Consider the following 19,476-nt stretch of genomic DNA (forward strand, 5'->3'; position numbering starts at 1 on the left):
AAGGGTTTCAGCTACGGTTGTAACTCACCTTTGTGCAGTACGATTAATAATATACCTTTGAGTAATCCCAAGTGCAGTGTCACCAACGTAGTCATTGTAGCGCAACGGCCTTTAATTTGTGAAAATACTATGTTTTTCAATGTGTAGCTTGTAAAAAAGAAGGTTATCGTCCACAGTTAAACTCCCTTAACTTGAAACGCATAAACATGACCAGATTTGCTAATTATAAAAACGCGCTTAAATTGGGTGTCGGAGTCTTCGCTTTTGGCATAGTCATGAGTGTGGGCGCGATGTTAAGTGTTAAAAATCAAAACAATAACATCATTGTTAATGAACTTAAGGCCGTCACAGAGCAGGTCGCCAATAACATTACTGACCGTATTCAGCTATATCAGTATGGCTTACGCAGTGCGCGCGGCATTATTTTTACCGCAGGTGAAGAGAGCATTAATCGGCAAGCGTTTCAGAAATACAGTTTGACACGAGATATCGATGAGGAGTTTCCTGGCGCAAGAGGGTTTGGTTTTGTTCGGCGCGTGAGTGTTGCTGAAGAAACCAATTTTATTACCGCAGCGCAATTAGATGATTGGCCCACCTTCGGTGTTAGGCAGCTCAGTGCTCACAATGGTGAGCGTTATATCATTCAATATATTGAGCCTATAGCGCGTAACTTTTCCGCTGTCGGATTAGATATCGCCTCTGAAGCCAATCGTAAAAAAGCGGCTTTAGATGCGATGTTAACTGGAGAGGTGAGGTTAACCGGGCCAATAACGTTAGTACAGGCTACTGGCAATCCATTACAATCATTTTTAATATTGATGCCTATTTATCGTACAGTTGGAACCCCTGACACATCAGCGTTAAGGGAGCAGCAAGCTTTTGGCTGGAGTTTTGCTCCATTGGTTGCCAATGAAGTGTTTGACGATTTATCGCTATCGCGAAAAAATACGAAGTTATTGCTCAAAGACATTACCGATACTGCCAATATGGTGACGTTTTACGAAACCCACATCGACGACTCAAGTCCGTTAACTGAACATATGGTGACTGTAAACAACAAAGTGTTTGGTCGTCATTGGCAAATCTCGTTAATTGCTTACCCTAACTTTGTCAGTAGATTGCATTTAACCTCGCCGAATATTGTATTTATTTATGGCTTTATTTTGAGTTTATTATTGGCGTCTTTTGTTGCTTTTTATAGCTATACCTTAGGAAGAAGGCAACTGGTCTTAGCCGATAATGAACGACGAGCCAACATTTTAGAGCACTCACAAGATGCCATTATTAGTTACGATTGCGACGGTGTTGTCACGGGGTGGAATCAAGGTGCGGAACTTACTTTTGGCTACACCAATCGTGAGGTTGTTGGGTATAAAGCGCATGGTTTTATTGTTGCCGACGAAGGGCAAAGCCAGGAAAATACACATTTTGCTCACGTGTTAAACGGTAAACCATTATTGAACTTTATTGGTCATCACAAGCGTAAAGATAATGAGTTACTCACAACCACAATGACTTCATTAGCCATTTACAATGAGTCCGGTGTGATTACTGGGGTAAGCCAGACTATTCGAGATATTACTGCGCAACAAAACGCAGAAAAACAAATCTTAAGTTTAAATGCCAGCCTTGAACTAAAAGTCACTGATCGTACACAAGCGTTGCAGCAAGCCCTTTCTGAAAATAAAACCTTACTCGATAACATTAACCAACAACTTTTATATTCAGAAACAGATAAAGATGGCGTGATATTAGCGGTTAACGATTATTTTTGTATTGTTTCAGGGTATACCCGTGCGCAGATGATTGGCCAAAAACATTCTATTTTAAAATCGAATCAACATGATGAAGCATTTTGGAAAGACATGTGGGAAACCATTATTAATGGTAAAAGCTGGCATGGTGAAGTGTGTAACCATGATAAGCAAGGTGATGCGAAATGGTTCGATACCGTCATTACCCCCATTATGGATAGTCATGGTGAGTTAGAACGCTGTGTTGCTTTGCGAATTGATATTACCGAGCGTAAGCATACTCAACTTGAAAACCTTAAACTCACCTCATTATTGACCAATGTGCTTGCTGCAGCTTCTGAAATTGCCATTATTTCAACTGACAGCGATGGCATAATTACCATGTTTAATCGCGGTGCTGAATTGTTGCTTGGTTATAGTGCGAGTGAAATTGTCGGCAAAATGAGTCCGGCAATAATGCATGTACCTGCCGAAGTTAGGGCGCGCGGTAAAGAGTTAACCGAGGAATTTGGCGAAGAGATCAGTGCATTTGATGTGATGGTTTACAAGCCCAGAAACTTCGGTCCCGAAACGCGTATTTGGACCTATGTCCGCAAAGATTACACCCAATGCCAAGTGTCGTTATCTGTTACCGCAATGCGTGATGAGTCTGGTGAGCTTGTAGGTTATCTTGGGGTTGCCGTTAATATCGATACCATGTTGAAACAGCAAGAAGCGTTAGTGTCTGCCAGTAATCAATTAGCCAAAGCCGCCGAAGTTGCTGAGCTGGGTATATGGGACTTTGATTTATTAACGGATGAATTGCAATGGAACGATCGTATGTTTGTGATGTACGACTACCCGATTGAGATAAAAGAAAAAGGCCTTAATTATCGACATTGGCAACAGCGCATTCATCCTGATGATCTTAATATGGCTGAACAAGCATTACAGCAGGCCATTGAAAACCATTCGACTTATGAACCGACGTTTAGGATCATCAATCGTGCAAACCAGGTGCGTTATATTCATGCTGGTGCGCAAATTAGTTACGATAAAATAGGCAAAGCGGTCCGTGTTGTGGGTATTAACCGCGATATCACTGAGCAGCGTGAATTAGAACAAACATTACGTTTAGCTAAACAGGCTGCGGATTCCGCGAGTGCAGCTAAGTCGGCATTTTTAGCCAATATGAGTCATGAAATTCGCACCCCGATGAATGCAGTATTGGGGATGCTCCAGTTAGTACAGCATTCTGATATGACCCGGCAACAACTTGATTATGTGACCAAAGCAGAAATAGCGGCTAAATCCTTGTTGGGGTTACTCAATGACATCTTGGATTTCTCAAAAATTGATGCGGGTAAGCTTGAGCTTGATCTTCATCCATTTAAAATGGAAACCTTGATGCGTGAACTTGCGGTGATGTTAGCGACCAATGTTCACAGTAAAAGTATAGAAGTGATTTTCGACCTTGATCCAAACCTTCCTTACCTTATCGAAGGTGATGAGCAGCGCTTAAGGCAAGTTTTACTTAATCTTGCTGGTAATGCGATTAAGTTTACCTCACAGGGGCATGTGATTGTTGGGGTGCATTGTCATCAGCTTAACCAGGATGAAGTGAAGCTGACCATTTCAGTATCAGACAGCGGCATCGGGATCAGCAAAGAACAGGCTGAAAAAATATTCCAAGGTTTTGTGCAAGCGGAGTCCTCTACCTCAAGGCGATTTGGTGGCACTGGGTTAGGGCTTGCTATCACCAAACGTTTAGTGGAGTTAATGGGCGGTGAATTAACGCTAACGAGTGAGTTAGGTCACGGCAGTCGTTTTGGCTTTGATTTGTCTTTTACTGTTGTCGAGATGAAAAATACTTATTTGGATATTGATTTACAAGGTAAAAATATTCTTATTGTTGATGACAGCAAAATGAGTCGTAAAATTTTATCAAAAACGCTGATGGCTCATGGTGCTTATGTTAACGAAGCAAGTAACAGTAAGCAGGCTATTAATCTTATTGAACAAAGTTTACATGCCACCAACCACTATGACGTGATTATTATGGATTGGCGCATGCCTGACATGGATGGCCTAGAAACCGCACAGCATATTCAATTAATGTTTCCAGAAGGCGCTGCACCAGCCATTATTATGTTAACGGCTTACGGTTCTGAGGTGATGAAGCAAACTAAGCAGTATGAGCAACAACCTTTTGTGAATATGTTAACCAAACCGATTACGGCTAACTTAATGCTTGAGGCGGTACATCAGGCTATTAGCGGTGAAGAAATACCGTTAGAAACGAAAAAAGTAACCCACTTAGCCTTGCAAGGCATTAGAGTGCTGGTGGTTGAAGATAATCAATTAAATCGCCAAGTTATTGATGAACTACTTAGATTGCAAGGTGCGGTTGTTACATTAGCCAAAGGCGGTGTTGAAGGTGTGGAGTGGGTGACCCAATCTAGCAACACATTTGATATTGTTATTATGGACATGCAAATGCCAGATATGGATGGTTTAGAGGCAACGCGTTTAATCCGTGCTGATGGTCGATTTAATGATTTGATGATTTTAGCGATGACCGCCAACGCTTCGTTGGCGGACAAGGCGTTATGTCTTGATGCTGGGATGAATGAACATATTGGCAAGCCGATAGACATGACGCGTTTACTGCCTTGTATGTTGGGATTGTTAGGTCAAAGCGCACCTTCATTGGGCGGTGTAAATGATATAAATGCATTTGTTGAGTTACCTGATGTACCCACAGGCGACGATGATGTGATTATTGAAGACCCTGAGTCGATATTAAGGCGCTTTGGTGGTGAATTAGCATTTTTTATCGATGTAAAACATCACTTTGCAGTAGAAATGTCAGAACAACTCTCAGCATTAACCCAAGCGTTTACACAACAAGACACCGATAAAATAAGCATAATTGCTCATACCATTAAAGGTACAGCCAGTAATATTGGTGCAAAACGTTTAGCCGCTTTTGCTGCATTGCTTGAACAAAACATAAAACATAACGTTAAAATAGATGCGGATGTTTATTTGAGTCAGATCCAAGGGCAAATTAACGACAGTTTACATGTGCTCGACACTTTATTTCCTGATGAAACGGTGGCGCTAACAGCAAATGAGCTGGATAAAACGCAATTATTGCCGATAACCAGTATATCGTCAGTCAAAATGGATAAGTTAATGGCTTTATTAGTTGAGCAAAATTTAGATGCTATTAGCTATCTTGAGCAATTATCAGATAATATAGCGACGGATAAAGAGTGGTTAAGATTAAAGTCTCAGGTCAGTCAGCTCGAGTTTTTGGATGCTATCGATACCCTAACATCGATAATTAAGGAGTGATGCGTGTTCATAGATGAGTATATTTCTGGTGCCGCTCCAGTAAAAGGCAAAATACTGATCGTTGATGACCAAGTCGTCAACATTAAAATATTGCACCAGTTACTGCAAAATGATTACGATATTTATATGGCCAGAGATGGACATCAAGCGATTGATATGTGTAAAAAAGTCAATCCTGATATGGTGTTGTTAGACATTGAAATGCCAATATTGAATGGATTTGATGTTTGCGCACACCTTAAAAATGATCCCGTTACACAAGACATTGCGGTTATTTTTATCAGCGGACATTTTGATGAAGAGAAAGAAGTTAAAGGTTTTAATTTAGGGGCTGTCGATTTTATTCATAAGCCCATTAACCCGGTTATCACGAAAGCACGGGTGAAGAATCAACTCATGCTAAAGTCGCAATCTGACATACTTCGTTCTATTGCGCTGCTAGATGGCTTAACCGGTGTGGCAAACAGACGTAAATTTGAGCAGGTGTTACCTGTGAGTTGGCTGCAAGGTTGCCGTGAGCAACAACCATTGACGATCATTTTATTGGATATCGATTTTTTTAAGCTATTTAATGACACCTATGGACACACTGAGGGGGATGCTTGTTTACGACAGGTTGCCCAGAAAATTCAAGATACCGTTAATCGCCCTTACGATTTAGTCGCGCGTTTTGGCGGTGAAGAGTTTATTTGTATTTTACCCAATACCGACTTAATCGGGGGCACTTATGTGGCCCAGCAAATAGTCGATAGTATTATTTCGCTTAAAATTGCGCATGAAACCTCTGCTGTCTCTCATTTTGTTACCGTCAGTGCGGGCGTGTCGACCATAGTGCCAACAAGAGATATTCCCGAAAAGGTATTAATTGAAGCTGCTGACAAACAGCTTTATTTAGCCAAAGAGCGCGGCAGAAATAGAGTGCTAGGCGCACAGGTGACGACAGAAGAGTTGATTACTGTTTAGCGAATATTACAGGGCAATATTTTGCCCTGTTGATTAAAATTTATGACGATATCCTAGCGTGTAAGCAATATCTACACTGTTATCCATATTTTCAAAGTTTTCAACCAGAGTGAATTCTATTGCACTGGTGTTTAAGTAATAACGGTAGCCTAGTAAGGCTTCATTAGACGCATCAGAGAAGTTTTCATCCCAGCTAACCAAGCCTTCATATCGGTGTATTTCGGCTAACCAACCATGGCGTCCACTACGATATTCATAACCGATGCCAAACGTGGTAAAACGAGAATCATATTGATTGGTTGATATCGACTCAGTATCTTCAATAAAGCTGACACCAAAGCTTGAGTTCACATGATGTTGGCCATTTTTGTAGCTGTAGTTTATTTGAATGCTTTGCGCAAATGAATCTTCAGCAAATGGGCCGCTATCGACAGATTTTAAATACAGGCTAGCACCTATAGATAATCCATGGCGCTCAGTTTGTATGAGCTGGTAACCTAAGTATGCTGTTAAGGCATTTTCAAGCGTTTCACCGCTTAAGTCATCAACGTGAATACCATATTTTTCTGATTGAATTTGGTTTTGATGTTTGGCTTGATCTTGTCTGCCATTTTGATCAAACCCAAACGCGTCATGGAACCACATTGTGAGTGAATCTAAATGGTTATCAGCGCTAAATCCCCATCGATAATTGATATCTAACATTAATGCATCTGACATCTGCCACTTTATGCCACCAGTAACAGCATTTTGATAATAATCGGCTAGCAGTACATCTGATTCAGACCACATGCTCGCGATATTGGCTGTGATATACCATTCGCGCTGTCCTTGAGGTAATGAAAAACCTGAGCGAAGTAGAGGTGTGTGATTGATCGATTGCATTGGTGATTGGGCATACACTCTTAGCGGACCGTAATCGTCAAAATCGACAATTTGAGCTTGCGCAGCAGGTAAATATGTTAGTCCTAATAAAGTGAACAATAGATTCTTTTTCATCAGCATAGTGTTCTCATGTTATTCGCATAGCTCATCACCGTTTGCTAGCGACTTGCAGATTAAATGGAATGGCTTATTGTTATAAATGACGTTTGATACTGCCAAGGCCGGCATTATGATTGCGTGCAATATAAATTTAAACAACAAAAAGTGAACATAATATGCAAAACAATTATATTGAGACACATTGTTAAGGTAAATATGTGATGTGTTGCAGTATGCTTTGATGGCACGATAAAAGTATGATAATGGATGATTTTTACGTAACATGTTGATTATTATTTAGTAGCACGGTATAAGGTAATTGTTTGGAAACAAATTTAGTCTGTAAATAAGATGCATAAATTTGTAATGGACAGACAAGTTTAAATGGAATTTATAATGGATTATTCTGCGTCATACTTGAGTTATTGTGCTCAAATACTAGTGAACTTTAAAAATGTTGTACCACAGTTGCGCCTACTTCTACTTGGTTGTAGTGACCATCTCCTAAAGTACTCTGTAATAAATACCCTTGTTAGTGGTTCCTTTATTTATAAGTTTCAGATTCTTTATGCACAGGCTCACTTCATAAAAGTGCGTCATGGATTAAAGGGGTAGCATGGACTTTTTTCTGTTACTTGGCTTACTCGTTATCGTGATCCCTCTGCAAATGTTGTTAGATATAGCCATTGAATCAAAAACCAACTTTACTCATAAAGGTGGTGATTTTTTGTTGGCGTTTATTCCGCTATTAACGTTTTTTTACCCTGAGCATTATCTGTATAGTTTTCTTTCACTGGCTGTCATTGTGTTGTACGGCATTTCATTACGGTTTTATGCCGCATTTAACGATTGGCTGGAATTTGACCAAGATCGATTAGCTGAGTTGTGCTTGGGTGGGCTCGGGTTAGGTGGGGTATTTATTATCTCAAAATTTGCCTATCAATTTTTGCTGTAGCGCGATGTTCATACCTTTGTCATGTTGGCCATTAGGCTTGGGCAACAATTTTTTGGTGGAGATTATTCCACTGCTCAGGAAATTTACCATCGAGCATATAAACAAATGCGATGAGTTCAGCAATCAACAAGTATAACTCTTTAGGGATTTCTTCTCCGAGTTCTAGTAATTGCAAAAATTCACTCAAGTGCGGATCTTGATGGATATGTATACCGGCATTTTTTGCAATCGCGATGATCTCTTCAGCAACGAGATCTTTACCTGACGCGGTAATTTTAGGGGCACTTTTGCCATCAAAACTTAATGCGACAGCTTGTTGAATTTTTTTCGATTCGTCATTCATATTTAGTCCCTTGTCTTCATTTTGATCTTGTCTTATTTAAGCTGTTTTTTAACTATGCCCTTGTCTTAACTAAAAAGTGATCCCCTGGCAATAACGTTGCGGGGACCTGGGTTAATTGGGTGCTAAACGTGCCAGGCGTTAAACCGATTTGGCTAATTTTATTGGCTAGGGCACCATTAAAATTATCGACCTTTGACAGTAGTGCTTGGCTGTTGCCTTTAAATTGTATATCAAGTGTGTCGCCCTGTTTGTGTGCGCAAATGAGTAACGATCCTTGTGCTAAATTAAATTTTAATTGTAATTTCCAACCATTAACTTTGTCTTTATCTTGTTCATTTTCTTGTTCAAATTTGCCCTCAAACTGCTCATCTCGCTGGTTAATGGAGTAGGGTAAGGCAAAGTACCAAGTCAAAGCTTGATTAGGGTCGGCACTTGCCTGTTGATACATTGCGATACTGCCGGCAAGTTGTGCCATAGAATCCGCTCCCCCGAGCTTATCAAGTGCACTTAATAAGCCTGAGTTACCCGTTAGCTTGGCGAGCGTACGTTGTTGTAACTGATTGAGATGTTCTTGCAATTTGGCACTGATCCCAGAGCCTGTCGTTTTGGCTTTTACACCTAATAATAGTTGAAATAGAGTCGTAATAGCACCGCCAGAATAGAGGGTCGAAGCCATTAAACTATTAGCCTGAGATGACGTTTGCGCTAGGTTTAATCCTGCAAGGCTGAGAAGCTCATGGCTTAATAGGCTAGGGTCGCTTAACGCGCTCAGCGGGTGAGGACTCATCTGCGGTAAATGCTTTAGTAATTCAGTGGCTAGACTATTAGGGATTTGCAACGCGAGTTGTTGTTTTACTGGCATTGCTCCAGCTTTAGACAACGCCTTGTTTAACACTTCGATAGGCTGAGGATCTTTATTGACAGTCGATTGTTGGTTTTGAGCTGAAACGTCATTGGGTTGTTTGCTACCTGCTAACGGATTAGCGGTTAGAGTCGGTGGTAATGTTGCCTGTGCGGATGTTTTGTTGATGTTGTTTTTGACTTCGTTGGTTTGAATGCTCGCAGTTTTGATATCAGTATCATTATTGAGATTTTTTATTGAGTTTGAGCCTTGAGCCATACTGTTTTTATCTGGCGATGACGTCTGTGTCGCGGGTGGTTGTTGTAAAAGACTATTCGTGTTGTCAGCTTTTACCATTAACGCATCGACTTTGGTTGACGATGCTATTTGCCCTTGCTGAATATTCTCACCTGTTTTTAAATGTTGAGTCAGTGTATTCACAGTGCTTATTGTCGCCACCGATACTGCACTTGAATCGGTTTTATTGACGTAGGTTTGATTAGTGTTTGCAGAAGGGAGCGGGGTCGCTTCGAGCTTTTTAAAAAATTGGCTTAAAATCTGTGCCGGTTCATTTTTGGTGATCACAATATTGTCTTGCTGCAACGACGCTAGGGTGGGAGCTTGCTTAAGCAAGTCGACTTTCACTTCCCCAATCACAGGGGTTAACGCGAGTTGTAATTGCTGTTGATTAAAGACCACTTTAGCAAGATATTGACCATCGTTTAATACAATATTGTTAGGTAGTTTAAGGCTGGGTCCATCAGTAAATGTGAGTTGACCCTCGGCTATTAACGCTGTGGGTAAAGGATAGCCCTGAGGTCTGGATGCTAAAGACACTAATTGCTGCGTCGATACACCATTTTGTTTGGCTAATTCTGTTAATGGTTGGGGTAAGGCTAATTGTACGGTTTGAGCCAACAAAATGATTTGGGTCGAGATAGGTTTATTACTCGAGGCTGTTTGTTGTGTCGCTTGCTGCGGTGTGGTTTGTTGAGCTAATTCGGCAGGTGTTGCTATTTGAGTCGCAGCAAGCTTTGCGACGAGCTTAGCTTGATCACTTGCTATGACAACTTGAGATGTTTGCTGCAATAACTTTTGTAGTTCGACGGTCTTATTAAGTTGATATTGCTGGTTTTGAATGCTCACATTAACTTGGCTACTGGTGGGTGTCTGTTTTTGTTGTATTTGAACCGGCAGTAATAAAGCTGAAAGATCGGATTTTACATTGGCTTCAATGTTTTTAGTGGTCGCAGAGGCATTTTGAGATTGCTGATTTTCGGATGTGTTGGTTTGACTTGCACTGGCAGGTTTGGGTGTTGCTGGGGCGGTCATTGTCGTTGTTGTATTAATTATCGGCAAAACCATAAATATCCTATTAAGCAAACAAGACAAAATATCTTTTAAAATCAATCAAAGCGTTATTTGAATATTCATCTTTTACAAATTTTTGATTGATATTGTCAACAGTGACAGTATCCTTAGCGCTCTTGTTACCCATATTGGGGCAATTCATGGCATCAAAATCTTTATTTTGTTGATGATTGCTGGTAACAGGAACAAGCTTAATGTGCTGCAGAAATAAAATATCAAGGCAAAGCCTTGCTGCAGCCCGTTAAATTATATCGACTTGAACAAAAATTGCTTTAATAAAAAGACAAAAATAGCAGTTTGTTGAGTACCCCCTTTTGTCATTTAATGAGAGTTTTTATGAAGTATAAATGGATATTACTTCAGGTGATTGTTGCTTTTAGTGTACCTGCGTATGCCGAGAGTGAAGCACCTCAAGTTGCCACTACACCACAACCTGCGATTGAAATTACTTACAACGATCCTCGCGATCCGTTTGAAGAAATTAACCGCACAATGTGGGACTTTAACTATTTATTCCTGGATAAATATATCGCTAGGCCGGTCGCGCATGGTTATAAAAACTATGTGCCAAACCCGATAAGAACCGGAGTGATTAACTTTGTCTATAACCTCGAAGAACCCAGTTCGCTGGTCAACAATACCCTACAAGGTAAATGGGGCTGGGCGGCCAATGCTGGTGGACGCTTTACCGTCAACACCACTATCGGCCTACTTGGGGTAATCGATGTTGCTGACATGATGGGCATGCCTCGCAAACAAGATGACTTTAACGAAGTCTTGGGCTATTACGGCGTACCCAATGGTCCATATTTTATGGCACCTTTTTATGGTCCTTTTGTGACAAGAGAAATCGCATCAGATTGGGTTGATAGTCTATACTTTCCTTTATCAGAACTGACCTTCTGGCAGTCAGTGCTCAAATGGGGTCTTAAAGGACTTCATTCTCGAGCAGAAGCGATTGATCAAGAAAGGTTACTCGATAATGCTCTTGATCCTTATGCTTTTGCTAAAGATGCTTATTTACAGCATATGGATTACAAAGTTTATGATGGCGATATGCCGTCAAATCAAGAAGACGACGAGTTACTTGATGAATTTCTAGATGAACTAGAATAGTCGGGGTGTGTAACAACCCCGGCAGTAACATCTGCGGGGTTGTAGTATGGCGTTAACTGATGTCGATATCCTTTTTGTTGAGGATGACCCGATATTTCGTCAAGTCGTTGCTGATTTTCTGCAAGGGCAGGGGGCTCGGGTGCACCAAGCATGTGACGGCCTTGAGGGCGTAACGGCCTTTTCCCAAACGATATTTGATATTGTGATTGCCGATCTCGGCCTGCCTAGTTTGGGCGGGCTGCCTATGCTTAAACAAATGCAAATCATGAATCCTGCGGTTCCATTCATTGTCATATCAGGTAATGACATTATGTCTGATGTGGTTGAAGCTTTACGCGTGGGGGCAAGTGATTACCTCACTAAACCGATTGCTGATTTATTTATCATTGAACACGCTATTATTCAGGCAATGCTCACTGCTGCAACGCCAATGAATGCCGCCGGACAGTCACATTTACATGAAATGAATGAGCTGTCTTACCAAGAGTTAACCGATAATTTACAGTTACTCGAGCAAAATGCGCAAGCTGCTAAAAGTGTTCAGCAACAGTTATTTCCCGCTTCTCATGTGGATTATCCTCATGCATTCATCGATTACAGTCTATTTAAAAATAATGATGTCAGTGCTTACTTTATCGACTCTACCATGGTCGGAGAGCATCACTTAGTCATGTACATGGCACATTTTCATCCAGAAGATAACAGCGCAGCCTTTGGCTGTGTATTACTGCGCAGTTTCGTTAACCAAAAACTGAAATTGTTTAGAAATGGCCTAAGTACAACCTTAATTGAACCTGCAAATATGCTCTCATATTTAAATAAACGCATGGTGAACTCAGGTTTACATATTTTGGCAGATATTATTTATGTGTGTGTTGATTTACAGCAGTACCTGGTGTCAGTAGGTCAAGCGGGTAATGGCTTACGATGTTATTTACGCCATGATAATCACTTAATGCCATTAGTCTTACCCAGTGCGCCTCAGTTAGGTGATGTCAATTGGCATCCAGTGGGCATACAAAGGCGAACTTTATTAATACATGAGAGGCTGTGTATCGGTACTTCTCATCTGCAACATCAACAACAGTTACTTGATAACCGTTTTACCGGCTTAACTTATCAGTCTGAGCTGAAAGCTGGTGGTTTTATGCAACTGTCTTGTCACTAGGTAGGGAATAACTTAATAGCCTCCGCTCGGGTTATAAAGGGTTATCAAACAGTCCTTTGCTAGCAAACAATGATAAGTTTGATATGACATAAACCTAATCTTGTTATTTCACGTTATATAGTCCACATATTGAATCGAGTTGAAGTTAAATAAAAAAATCCCCTTCAAGAAATCTTGAAGGGGATTTTTTTTGCGATGAACCAAAACTAATTCATCAAATTAATCATTTATTAGATTAACGCTTAATCGCTTCATGCTCAGCAGTAACAGCAATTTCTTCTTCTAATACTTGCTCTTCAGAATCATGCTTACCTTCAGCGCCATGCATCCAGTCAACCAGTTTGTCTGACATTAGGTATAAGATAATACCTGAAATAACAGCAGTGATTGCGATACCGGCGAAGATAGCCATTGCGTTAGCTAACTGCTCTTCAACTGCGCCGCCGTGGCCAATTAAAGACCCAACTAAACCACCAATTTTGTTTGCTGCAGCAATAAATAAGAACCATGCTCCCATCATTAACGAAGCAATACGCAGTGGAGCAAGCTTAGTGACCATCGATAAACCAATTGGTGATAAACATAGTTCACCCATGGTGTGGAAGAAGTAAGCTCCAACTAACCACCACATGCTTGATTTAACAGAAGCGTCGCCGCCCATCTCTAAAACCGCGCCCATCATGAATAAGAAACCAATCGCCAACAAGAATAAACCTAATGCAAACTTGATTGGTGAGTTAGGTTCATTTTTACCAAGCTTGATCCAAATAGAGGCAATCACTGGAGCAAAAACGACAATGAAAATAGCATTAAGTGATTGGAAATATGTTGTAGGTACTTCCCATGAACCAATCATACGGTCAGTGAAGTTGTTAGTGAACAAATTCATTAAACCACCAGCTTGTTCAAAGCCAGCCCAGAAAATAATCGTAAATAGACCCATCACCATGATGACTTTAATACGGTCACGTTCAATTTTAGTCAATGGCTCTTTACGTACTTCGCCATTAACAGAATTCTTGCTTTGCTCTAGTTTAGCGGCCGGTACAGTACCGATATCACCAAGTAGTTTTTGTGCGAAGAAAAATTGAATGATTAGCGAGATAATCATACCAACACCAGCGCAGAAGAAACCCGCTTGCCAGTTATTGATAAAGACATCTTGACCATCAATAACAACTTGATGACCGAACGAAGTGTATGCCCAGGCTACGATAAAGCCTGAAAGTGCAGCACCTACGTTGATACCCATGTAGAAAATGGTAAAAGCACCGTCACGACGATGATCACCTGCAGGGTATAAATCGCCAACCATAGTTGAAATATTGGGTTTGAACAGGCCGTTACCTAAGATTAACGTACCTAAACCAATATAAAAGAAGGTGGTTTCTAAACCTGGCATCCAGCTATGTGGTGCGGCTAAGGTAAATTGACCTATAGCCATTAACAAGCCACCGATATAGATGGATTTACGTTGACCAAGTACGTTATCCGCTAACCATCCGCCAATTAATGGGGTTAAATAGACTAAACCGGTAAATGTACCATACAATGATAATGCATCAGCTTCAGTCCAGCCTAAGCCGCCTCCAGCTTGATCGCTTTGTACTTTATCCACTAAATAAAGTACTAGGATTGCGCGCATAGCGTAGTAGCTAAAGCGTTCCCATAACTCCGTTGTAAACAGTAAGAACAGCCCTTTTGGGTGTCCAAACATCGTTCCTTGTGGTTTTGCGTCACTCATTAAGTCTTCCACCTTAAGCTTGTGATTGCCTGTGCGAAAATGTCGACACAGAAATTATTTGTTTGCATTTATCGTCTAGCAATAAAACTCCAATTGACTATTGTTAACATCAAGAAATGTTAACAGAAAGAAATTGAGGCGATTTCATTACTGAGCGACTTTATTGGTTAATTTTTATAAGAAATTATGTCATTTTGATGCTAAAAGCTGACCAAACACCAAAAAGCTAACCTTATATACCCTTTTAGAGGCAATAAAGTCAATGTTAATGCGGGGAACAAGGGAGGTAACCCTGTTAGAAATTATGTCAGTGCGCAAAAATAAAACGCTTGTGTGTTAGTGAGTTGTAAAATTCTGTGTGTAAAGTGAACGGCGAAGCGGTTATGTTTTTTGACTTGCGGCCGATAAACCTAGCATACTTTGAAGACAGTTTTGTGAAAGCTGTTTTGCAAGGCATTGATTATTAAGTATTGTCTTTTAATTTTGTTGAGAAACAGTTAAAATGTGATTTCTTAACGCATCTCGATACTATGTCGAAGGGGTTCTTATGACTATCGTTCGCACTTTGACATTGATCATTATCAGCTTTTTTATCCACAGCGCATTTGCTTGGGTCGATACCGATTTTGATGGTGTCCCTGATAAGAAAGATGCCTGTAAAGATACACCGGTTAATACCGTGGTCATGGCCAATGGCTGTGTCGATACTGAAATCTTGATTGTTGATGAAGACGGCGACGATGACGATGAGTTTGATGAAGGCGAAATTGGTGCAACTATTACCAATAACGCCGCATTAATTGCAGAGCAATGCAGGCAGCAACCCGATGTTAATGTTGCTGCAGATTGTTTTGGTTCAATTCTTCAGCCAGTATATTTTGACTTTGATAAAGCAGATGTCTTGCTAACTCAACGGCCAACACTGGTTAGAGTTCAACAATATATTGAGCAACATCCTCAAGTGAGTGTTCGTTTAGAAGGGCACACCGATATTATTGGTAGCGAAGCCATTAATATGGCGTTATCACTTAAGCGTGCAGCCGCGATTAAAGATTTATTGATCAATGAATACCAATTTCAACCTACATCAATTGATGTTGTGGGTATGAGTAACAAAAAGCCGGCGGCGGATAATGCCACAATCGAAGGGCGACAGCGTAACCGGCGTGTAGAGTTCATCATTTCGGCAGAATAGTTCTGCTAATTTAAGGGAGAAAAAAATGGGAAACCTAGAAGGTTTAGAAGGTTTAGATGGTCTGATAGAGCAAGCACCAGAGTTTTTTATGACTTATGGTCTTAAAGCTTTAGCAGCAATTGTTATCTTTATTATCGGTAAATACTTAGCTGGTGTTGCAAAGCGTGTAACCGTGAAGGTACTCAATAGCCGTAAAGTAGATGCAACAGTTGTATCATTTGTTGGAAATCTAGCCTGGGCACTAGTGTTTGTATTCACTATTATTGCCACTCTGGGCCAAGTTGGCGTTCAAACAGCCTCTCTTGTTGCTGTTATCGGTGCTGCAGGTTTAGCGGTAGGTTTAGCGCTTCAAGGTTCTTTATCAAACTTTGCTTCAGGCGTGTTGATGGTATTGTTCCGTCCATGTCGTGTAGGTGATTTTATTGAAGCTGCAGGTGTTGCAGGTGTTGTAGATGAGATTACTATTTTCTCTACTCGTCTTCGTACTGGCGACAACAAAATCATTATTGCACCTAACTCAGCTATTATGAACGGTACAATCACGAACTATTCTGCATTAGAAAAGCGTCGTATCGATTTAACCATTGGTGTGTCTTACACTGCTGATATCGCAACAACCAAGAAAGTCATCGCTGATGTGCTTGATAACAACCAATCAGTATTAAAAGATCCTGGATACACAATTGGTTTAGCTGAACTTGCTGATTCATCAATTAACTTCGTGGTTCGTCCTTGGGTTAGTACTGGTGACTATTGGCCAACTCGTTTTGAGTTACTTGAGCAAATCAAGAATGCATTAGATGCTGCTGAAATTGAAATTCCATTCCCACAAATGGATTTACATGTGAAAGAAGTTCCAGCAAAATAAATTACGGCAACGTATGTTTATAAATAAAAACCAGCATTTGCTGGTTTTTTTATACCAGGAGTGTGTATGAAATTAATCACGACCCTTGCAGTAATGACCTTAGTATCAGCGTCTATTGTAAGTAGTTTTACCGTTGCGGGCGAAAAGACCATGATTACAATGGGTGGGCATCCTGTCGCACTTGAAGGTCAAATACCTAACATAGGAGCTCCAGCGCCACTGTTTAAAGTGGTCGATGAGAAGTTTAATCCTGTTAGCTTAAGTGACTTTAAAGGTAAAACGGTACTCATCAGTGCCGTACCCAGTCTAGATACCGGAGTTTGTGCATTACAAACCAAGCGTTTTAATAAAGAGTTTGCCAATTTTAGCGCAGATGTTGTGATGTTAACGGTAAGCGAAGACTTACCATTTGCTCAAAAGCGTTTTTGCCAAACAGAAAATGTAGACAAGATTAAAGTCTTGTCTGATTCGGTATGGCGTGACTTTGGCGAAAAATATGGTTTGTTAATTAAAGACCGTGGTTTGCTTGCACGTTCTATTTTTATTATTGATGCGCAAGGCATTTTAAAATATCACGAGTTGGTGAGTGAAGTGAGTGAACACCCAGATTATGATGCTGCATTAACGGCACTTACCGAGATAGCCGCGGCCAAATAGTCTATTTGAATGTTCAACCATATACCTTTGCTAAAATAGAGTAACTCATGATTGATTTTCGAAGTGATACCGTCACTAAACCCACCCAAGCTATGCGTGCTGCGATGGCGCAGGCTGAAGTGGGTGATGATGTTTATGGTGATGACCCCACGGTCAATAGCTTGCAAGATATGGCCGCTGAAATGTTTGGTTTTGACAGTGCATTATTTGTCAGTTCAGGCACCCAGGCTAATTTGTTGGCACTCATGGCTCATTGTGAGCGTGGTGATGAATATTTGTGTGGCCAGCAAGCACATAATTATAAATTTGAAGGTGGTGGCGCGGCAGTGCTGGGCAGTATTCAACCTCAACCACTCAATAATCAAGTCGATGGCAGTATTTTATTGAGTGACATTGAGGCCGCAATTAAACCCGATGATATCCATTTTGCTCGTACTCGATTATTGAGTTTAGAAAACACTATCGGTGGCAAGGTACTTAACCAAGATTACTTAGCACAAGCGCAAACGCTGGCATTTAATCGCGGCCTTAAAATACACCTTGATGGTGCCCGTGTAGCTAATGCTGCTGTGGCTCAAGGGCTTGCGATTGCTGATATTACTCAGTACTTTGACTCGGTGTCTATATGCTTGTCTAAAGGCTTATGCGCGCCTATCGGCTCGATTTTGTTAGGTGACGAGCGGTTAATCGCAAAAGCGACGCGCTGGCGCAAAATGCTCGGTGGTGGAATGAGGCAAGCTGGGATCATTGCCGCAGCGGCTAAGTTAGCCATTACTGACCAAGTAGAGCGTTTGGCAGAAGATCATCACAATGCCAAAACCTTAGCAATATTATTGGCAGACATAGTCGAACTGAATGTGGATGTTGAAAGCGTTCAAACCAATATGGTGTTTGCCAAGCTTGCTGAACATATTAATCCCAGTGTCTTAGCGCATGCGTTAAGTCGTAAAGGGATATTAATAAGCGGTAGTCAGCAATTACGCTTAGTGACGCATAATGATATTAGCCACCACGACATCAACACATTTGTTCATGAGCTCAAGCAAGCCATTCTCCTTGTTAAGTAACATAAGCCACTGGTATACCAAGGCCGTTATGCGGTCTTTGTATTTTTTTGGTGCGTAATTGCCTTTAATTCGAGCATTTTCAATATCGCACCATACCATCTAAAAATATCTCTTTGAATAATAACAATTAAATAATTGGCCTAAACGTTGCTACTCATTATGAGGTATATGCCTGAAGGCATAAAATGAATGGATTAACACGCGAGGTCATTATGAAATATTTTACACGTCATATGGTTATGCCAATTAACCTTAACAGTAGTCAAAGTTTGTGCTGTGGACAGCTATTAAGTTGGGTGAATGAAGAGGCGACTATTTTTGCCAGTTGCCAAATGCGCAGCCAATTTCATATTGCGAAAGTCATTTCCGAAATTAACTTTATGGCGCCAGCTTATGTGGGCGACATTATTGAATTTGGTTTTGAACTCGTTAGCCTTGGACAAAGCTCGGTGACAGTGCGTTGTAAAATTCGTAATAAAGTGAATCATGCCCCCATCGCGTTTATTGATAAAATGGTTTTTGTTAACATCAATGAAAATGGATTGCCTATTCCACACGGTATGCGTGCAAATGCGGCTTAAGTTAGCCAAATAAAAGGAGCAAATAAAGGGATTATTTGCTCCTAAGAGTTCGTTATATCAATGCACAAAGTGTCATTGAATTAGACTGCAGTGCTTATTCAACTTTAGCAATTCGGTGCTGATAATCTTCGATTAAGTGCTCCATGATCGTATTTGGAGATGCTTCTTGGCAGCAGTTATCTAAATATATTTTAAAGGTGACTAATGCATGGCCATCGTGCTTTAAACGACTACTTTGCATGGCAAAATAAGCTTCTTCGTTATCTGCTTTTCTTACCACGAAATCATTGAGTTCAAAAGATTTTGTACCTGAAAGGTTATGCCACTTGGTAATGCGATCTAACGCGATTTCACAAGATTGATTAACTTCGATATGGTTGAGCCATGTTGCAGGTTGTTCATTTTCTTTATAGTGCGGGCATCGAACGGTGTAATTATATACATGAGTGATTGCTGTCATTATTTACCTACCTATTCGCTATCTAAGTGAGTTCATCATAGTCCTTATTTTTTGTTTTGGTCAACGGTTA

Annotated in this window: 15 protein-coding genes; 10 read left to right on the plus strand and 5 right to left on the minus strand. The window is 40.6% G+C overall.

What is annotated here, in order from left to right:
• Positions 1–206 precede the first annotated feature (206 nt).
• Positions 207–5,093 carry a PAS domain S-box protein gene (locus AC19MX_RS14245; protein WP_498298928.1) on the plus strand — a complete coding sequence of 1,629 codons (4,887 nt, stop codon included), beginning with the start codon at positions 207–209 and terminating at the stop codon, positions 5,091–5,093.
• A gap of 3 nt (positions 5,094–5,096) precedes the next feature.
• Positions 5,097–6,056, plus strand: coding sequence for a diguanylate cyclase (locus tag AC19MX_RS14250; protein WP_498298930.1), 960 nt, complete (start codon positions 5,097–5,099; stop codon positions 6,054–6,056).
• A 33-nt stretch (positions 6,057–6,089) separates the two neighbouring features.
• Here the strand turns inward: AC19MX_RS14250 and AC19MX_RS14255 are convergent, their stop codons facing one another.
• Positions 6,090–7,055, minus strand: a complete 966-nt coding sequence (locus tag AC19MX_RS14255) for a DUF3187 family protein (protein WP_498298932.1) — start codon at positions 7,053–7,055, stop codon at positions 6,090–6,092.
• Between the two features lie 601 nt (positions 7,056–7,656).
• Between AC19MX_RS14255 and AC19MX_RS14260 the strand changes: the two genes are divergently transcribed.
• Positions 7,657–7,995: a hypothetical protein gene (locus AC19MX_RS14260; RefSeq protein WP_432401583.1), complete on the plus strand. Its 339-nt coding sequence runs from the start codon at positions 7,657–7,659 to the stop codon at positions 7,993–7,995.
• Positions 7,996–8,026: 31 nt separating this feature from the next.
• Here the strand turns inward: AC19MX_RS14260 and AC19MX_RS14265 are convergent, their stop codons facing one another.
• Both AC19MX_RS14265 and AC19MX_RS14270 read right to left on the minus strand, forming a co-directional pair.
• On the minus strand, positions 8,027–8,338 hold the full coding sequence (locus tag AC19MX_RS14265) for an EscU/YscU/HrcU family type III secretion system export apparatus switch protein (protein ID WP_188957911.1): 312 nt from the start codon (positions 8,336–8,338) through the stop codon (positions 8,027–8,029).
• Positions 8,339–8,390: 52 nt separating this feature from the next.
• Positions 8,391–10,544, minus strand: a complete 2,154-nt coding sequence (locus AC19MX_RS14270) for a flagellar hook-length control protein FliK (protein ID WP_498298934.1) — start codon at positions 10,542–10,544, stop codon at positions 8,391–8,393.
• Positions 10,545–10,886: 342 nt separating this feature from the next.
• Here AC19MX_RS14270 and AC19MX_RS14275 point away from each other — a divergent pair, with 342 nt between their 5' ends.
• Complete coding sequence (locus AC19MX_RS14275) at positions 10,887–11,666, plus strand: MlaA family lipoprotein (RefSeq protein WP_498298936.1); 780 nt, start codon at positions 10,887–10,889, stop codon at positions 11,664–11,666.
• A gap of 46 nt (positions 11,667–11,712) precedes the next feature.
• Positions 11,713–12,834: a response regulator gene (locus AC19MX_RS14280; RefSeq protein ID WP_498298938.1), complete on the plus strand. Its 1,122-nt coding sequence runs from the start codon at positions 11,713–11,715 to the stop codon at positions 12,832–12,834.
• Between the two features lie 235 nt (positions 12,835–13,069).
• Here AC19MX_RS14280 and AC19MX_RS14285 read toward each other — a convergent pair whose 3' ends face one another.
• Complete coding sequence (locus AC19MX_RS14285; protein WP_498298940.1) at positions 13,070–14,578, minus strand: peptide MFS transporter; 1,509 nt, start codon at positions 14,576–14,578, stop codon at positions 13,070–13,072.
• A 547-nt stretch (positions 14,579–15,125) separates the two neighbouring features.
• Between AC19MX_RS14285 and AC19MX_RS14290 the strand changes: the two genes are divergently transcribed.
• The 5 genes from AC19MX_RS14290 (at position 15,126) to AC19MX_RS14310 (ending at position 18,946) form a co-directional block, all read left to right on the plus strand.
• On the plus strand, positions 15,126–15,773 hold the full coding sequence (locus AC19MX_RS14290) for an OmpA family protein (RefSeq protein ID WP_498298942.1): 648 nt from the start codon (positions 15,126–15,128) through the stop codon (positions 15,771–15,773).
• 25 nt (positions 15,774–15,798) lie between these two features.
• Positions 15,799–16,641 carry a mechanosensitive ion channel family protein gene (locus AC19MX_RS14295; protein ID WP_498298944.1) on the plus strand — a complete coding sequence of 281 codons (843 nt, stop codon included), beginning with the start codon at positions 15,799–15,801 and terminating at the stop codon, positions 16,639–16,641.
• A 66-nt stretch (positions 16,642–16,707) separates the two neighbouring features.
• A complete protein-coding gene (gene tpx, locus AC19MX_RS14300; protein WP_498298946.1) occupies positions 16,708–17,298 on the plus strand; it encodes a thiol peroxidase in 591 nt (196 codons plus the stop codon).
• Positions 17,299–17,345: 47 nt separating this feature from the next.
• Positions 17,346–18,365, plus strand: a complete 1,020-nt coding sequence (gene ltaE, locus AC19MX_RS14305) for a low-specificity L-threonine aldolase (RefSeq protein WP_498298948.1) — start codon at positions 17,346–17,348, stop codon at positions 18,363–18,365.
• Between the two features lie 212 nt (positions 18,366–18,577).
• Positions 18,578–18,946, plus strand: a complete 369-nt coding sequence (locus tag AC19MX_RS14310; RefSeq protein WP_160053957.1) for an acyl-CoA thioesterase — start codon at positions 18,578–18,580, stop codon at positions 18,944–18,946.
• A gap of 94 nt (positions 18,947–19,040) precedes the next feature.
• On the opposite strand, the gene AC19MX_RS14315 is transcribed toward AC19MX_RS14310, so the two are convergent.
• A complete protein-coding gene (locus tag AC19MX_RS14315; protein WP_498298950.1) occupies positions 19,041–19,406 on the minus strand; it encodes a cytoplasmic protein in 366 nt (121 codons plus the stop codon).
• Positions 19,407–19,476: the final 70 nt, after the last annotated feature.

Source organism: Shewanella sp. MF05956 (assembly GCF_059758055.1).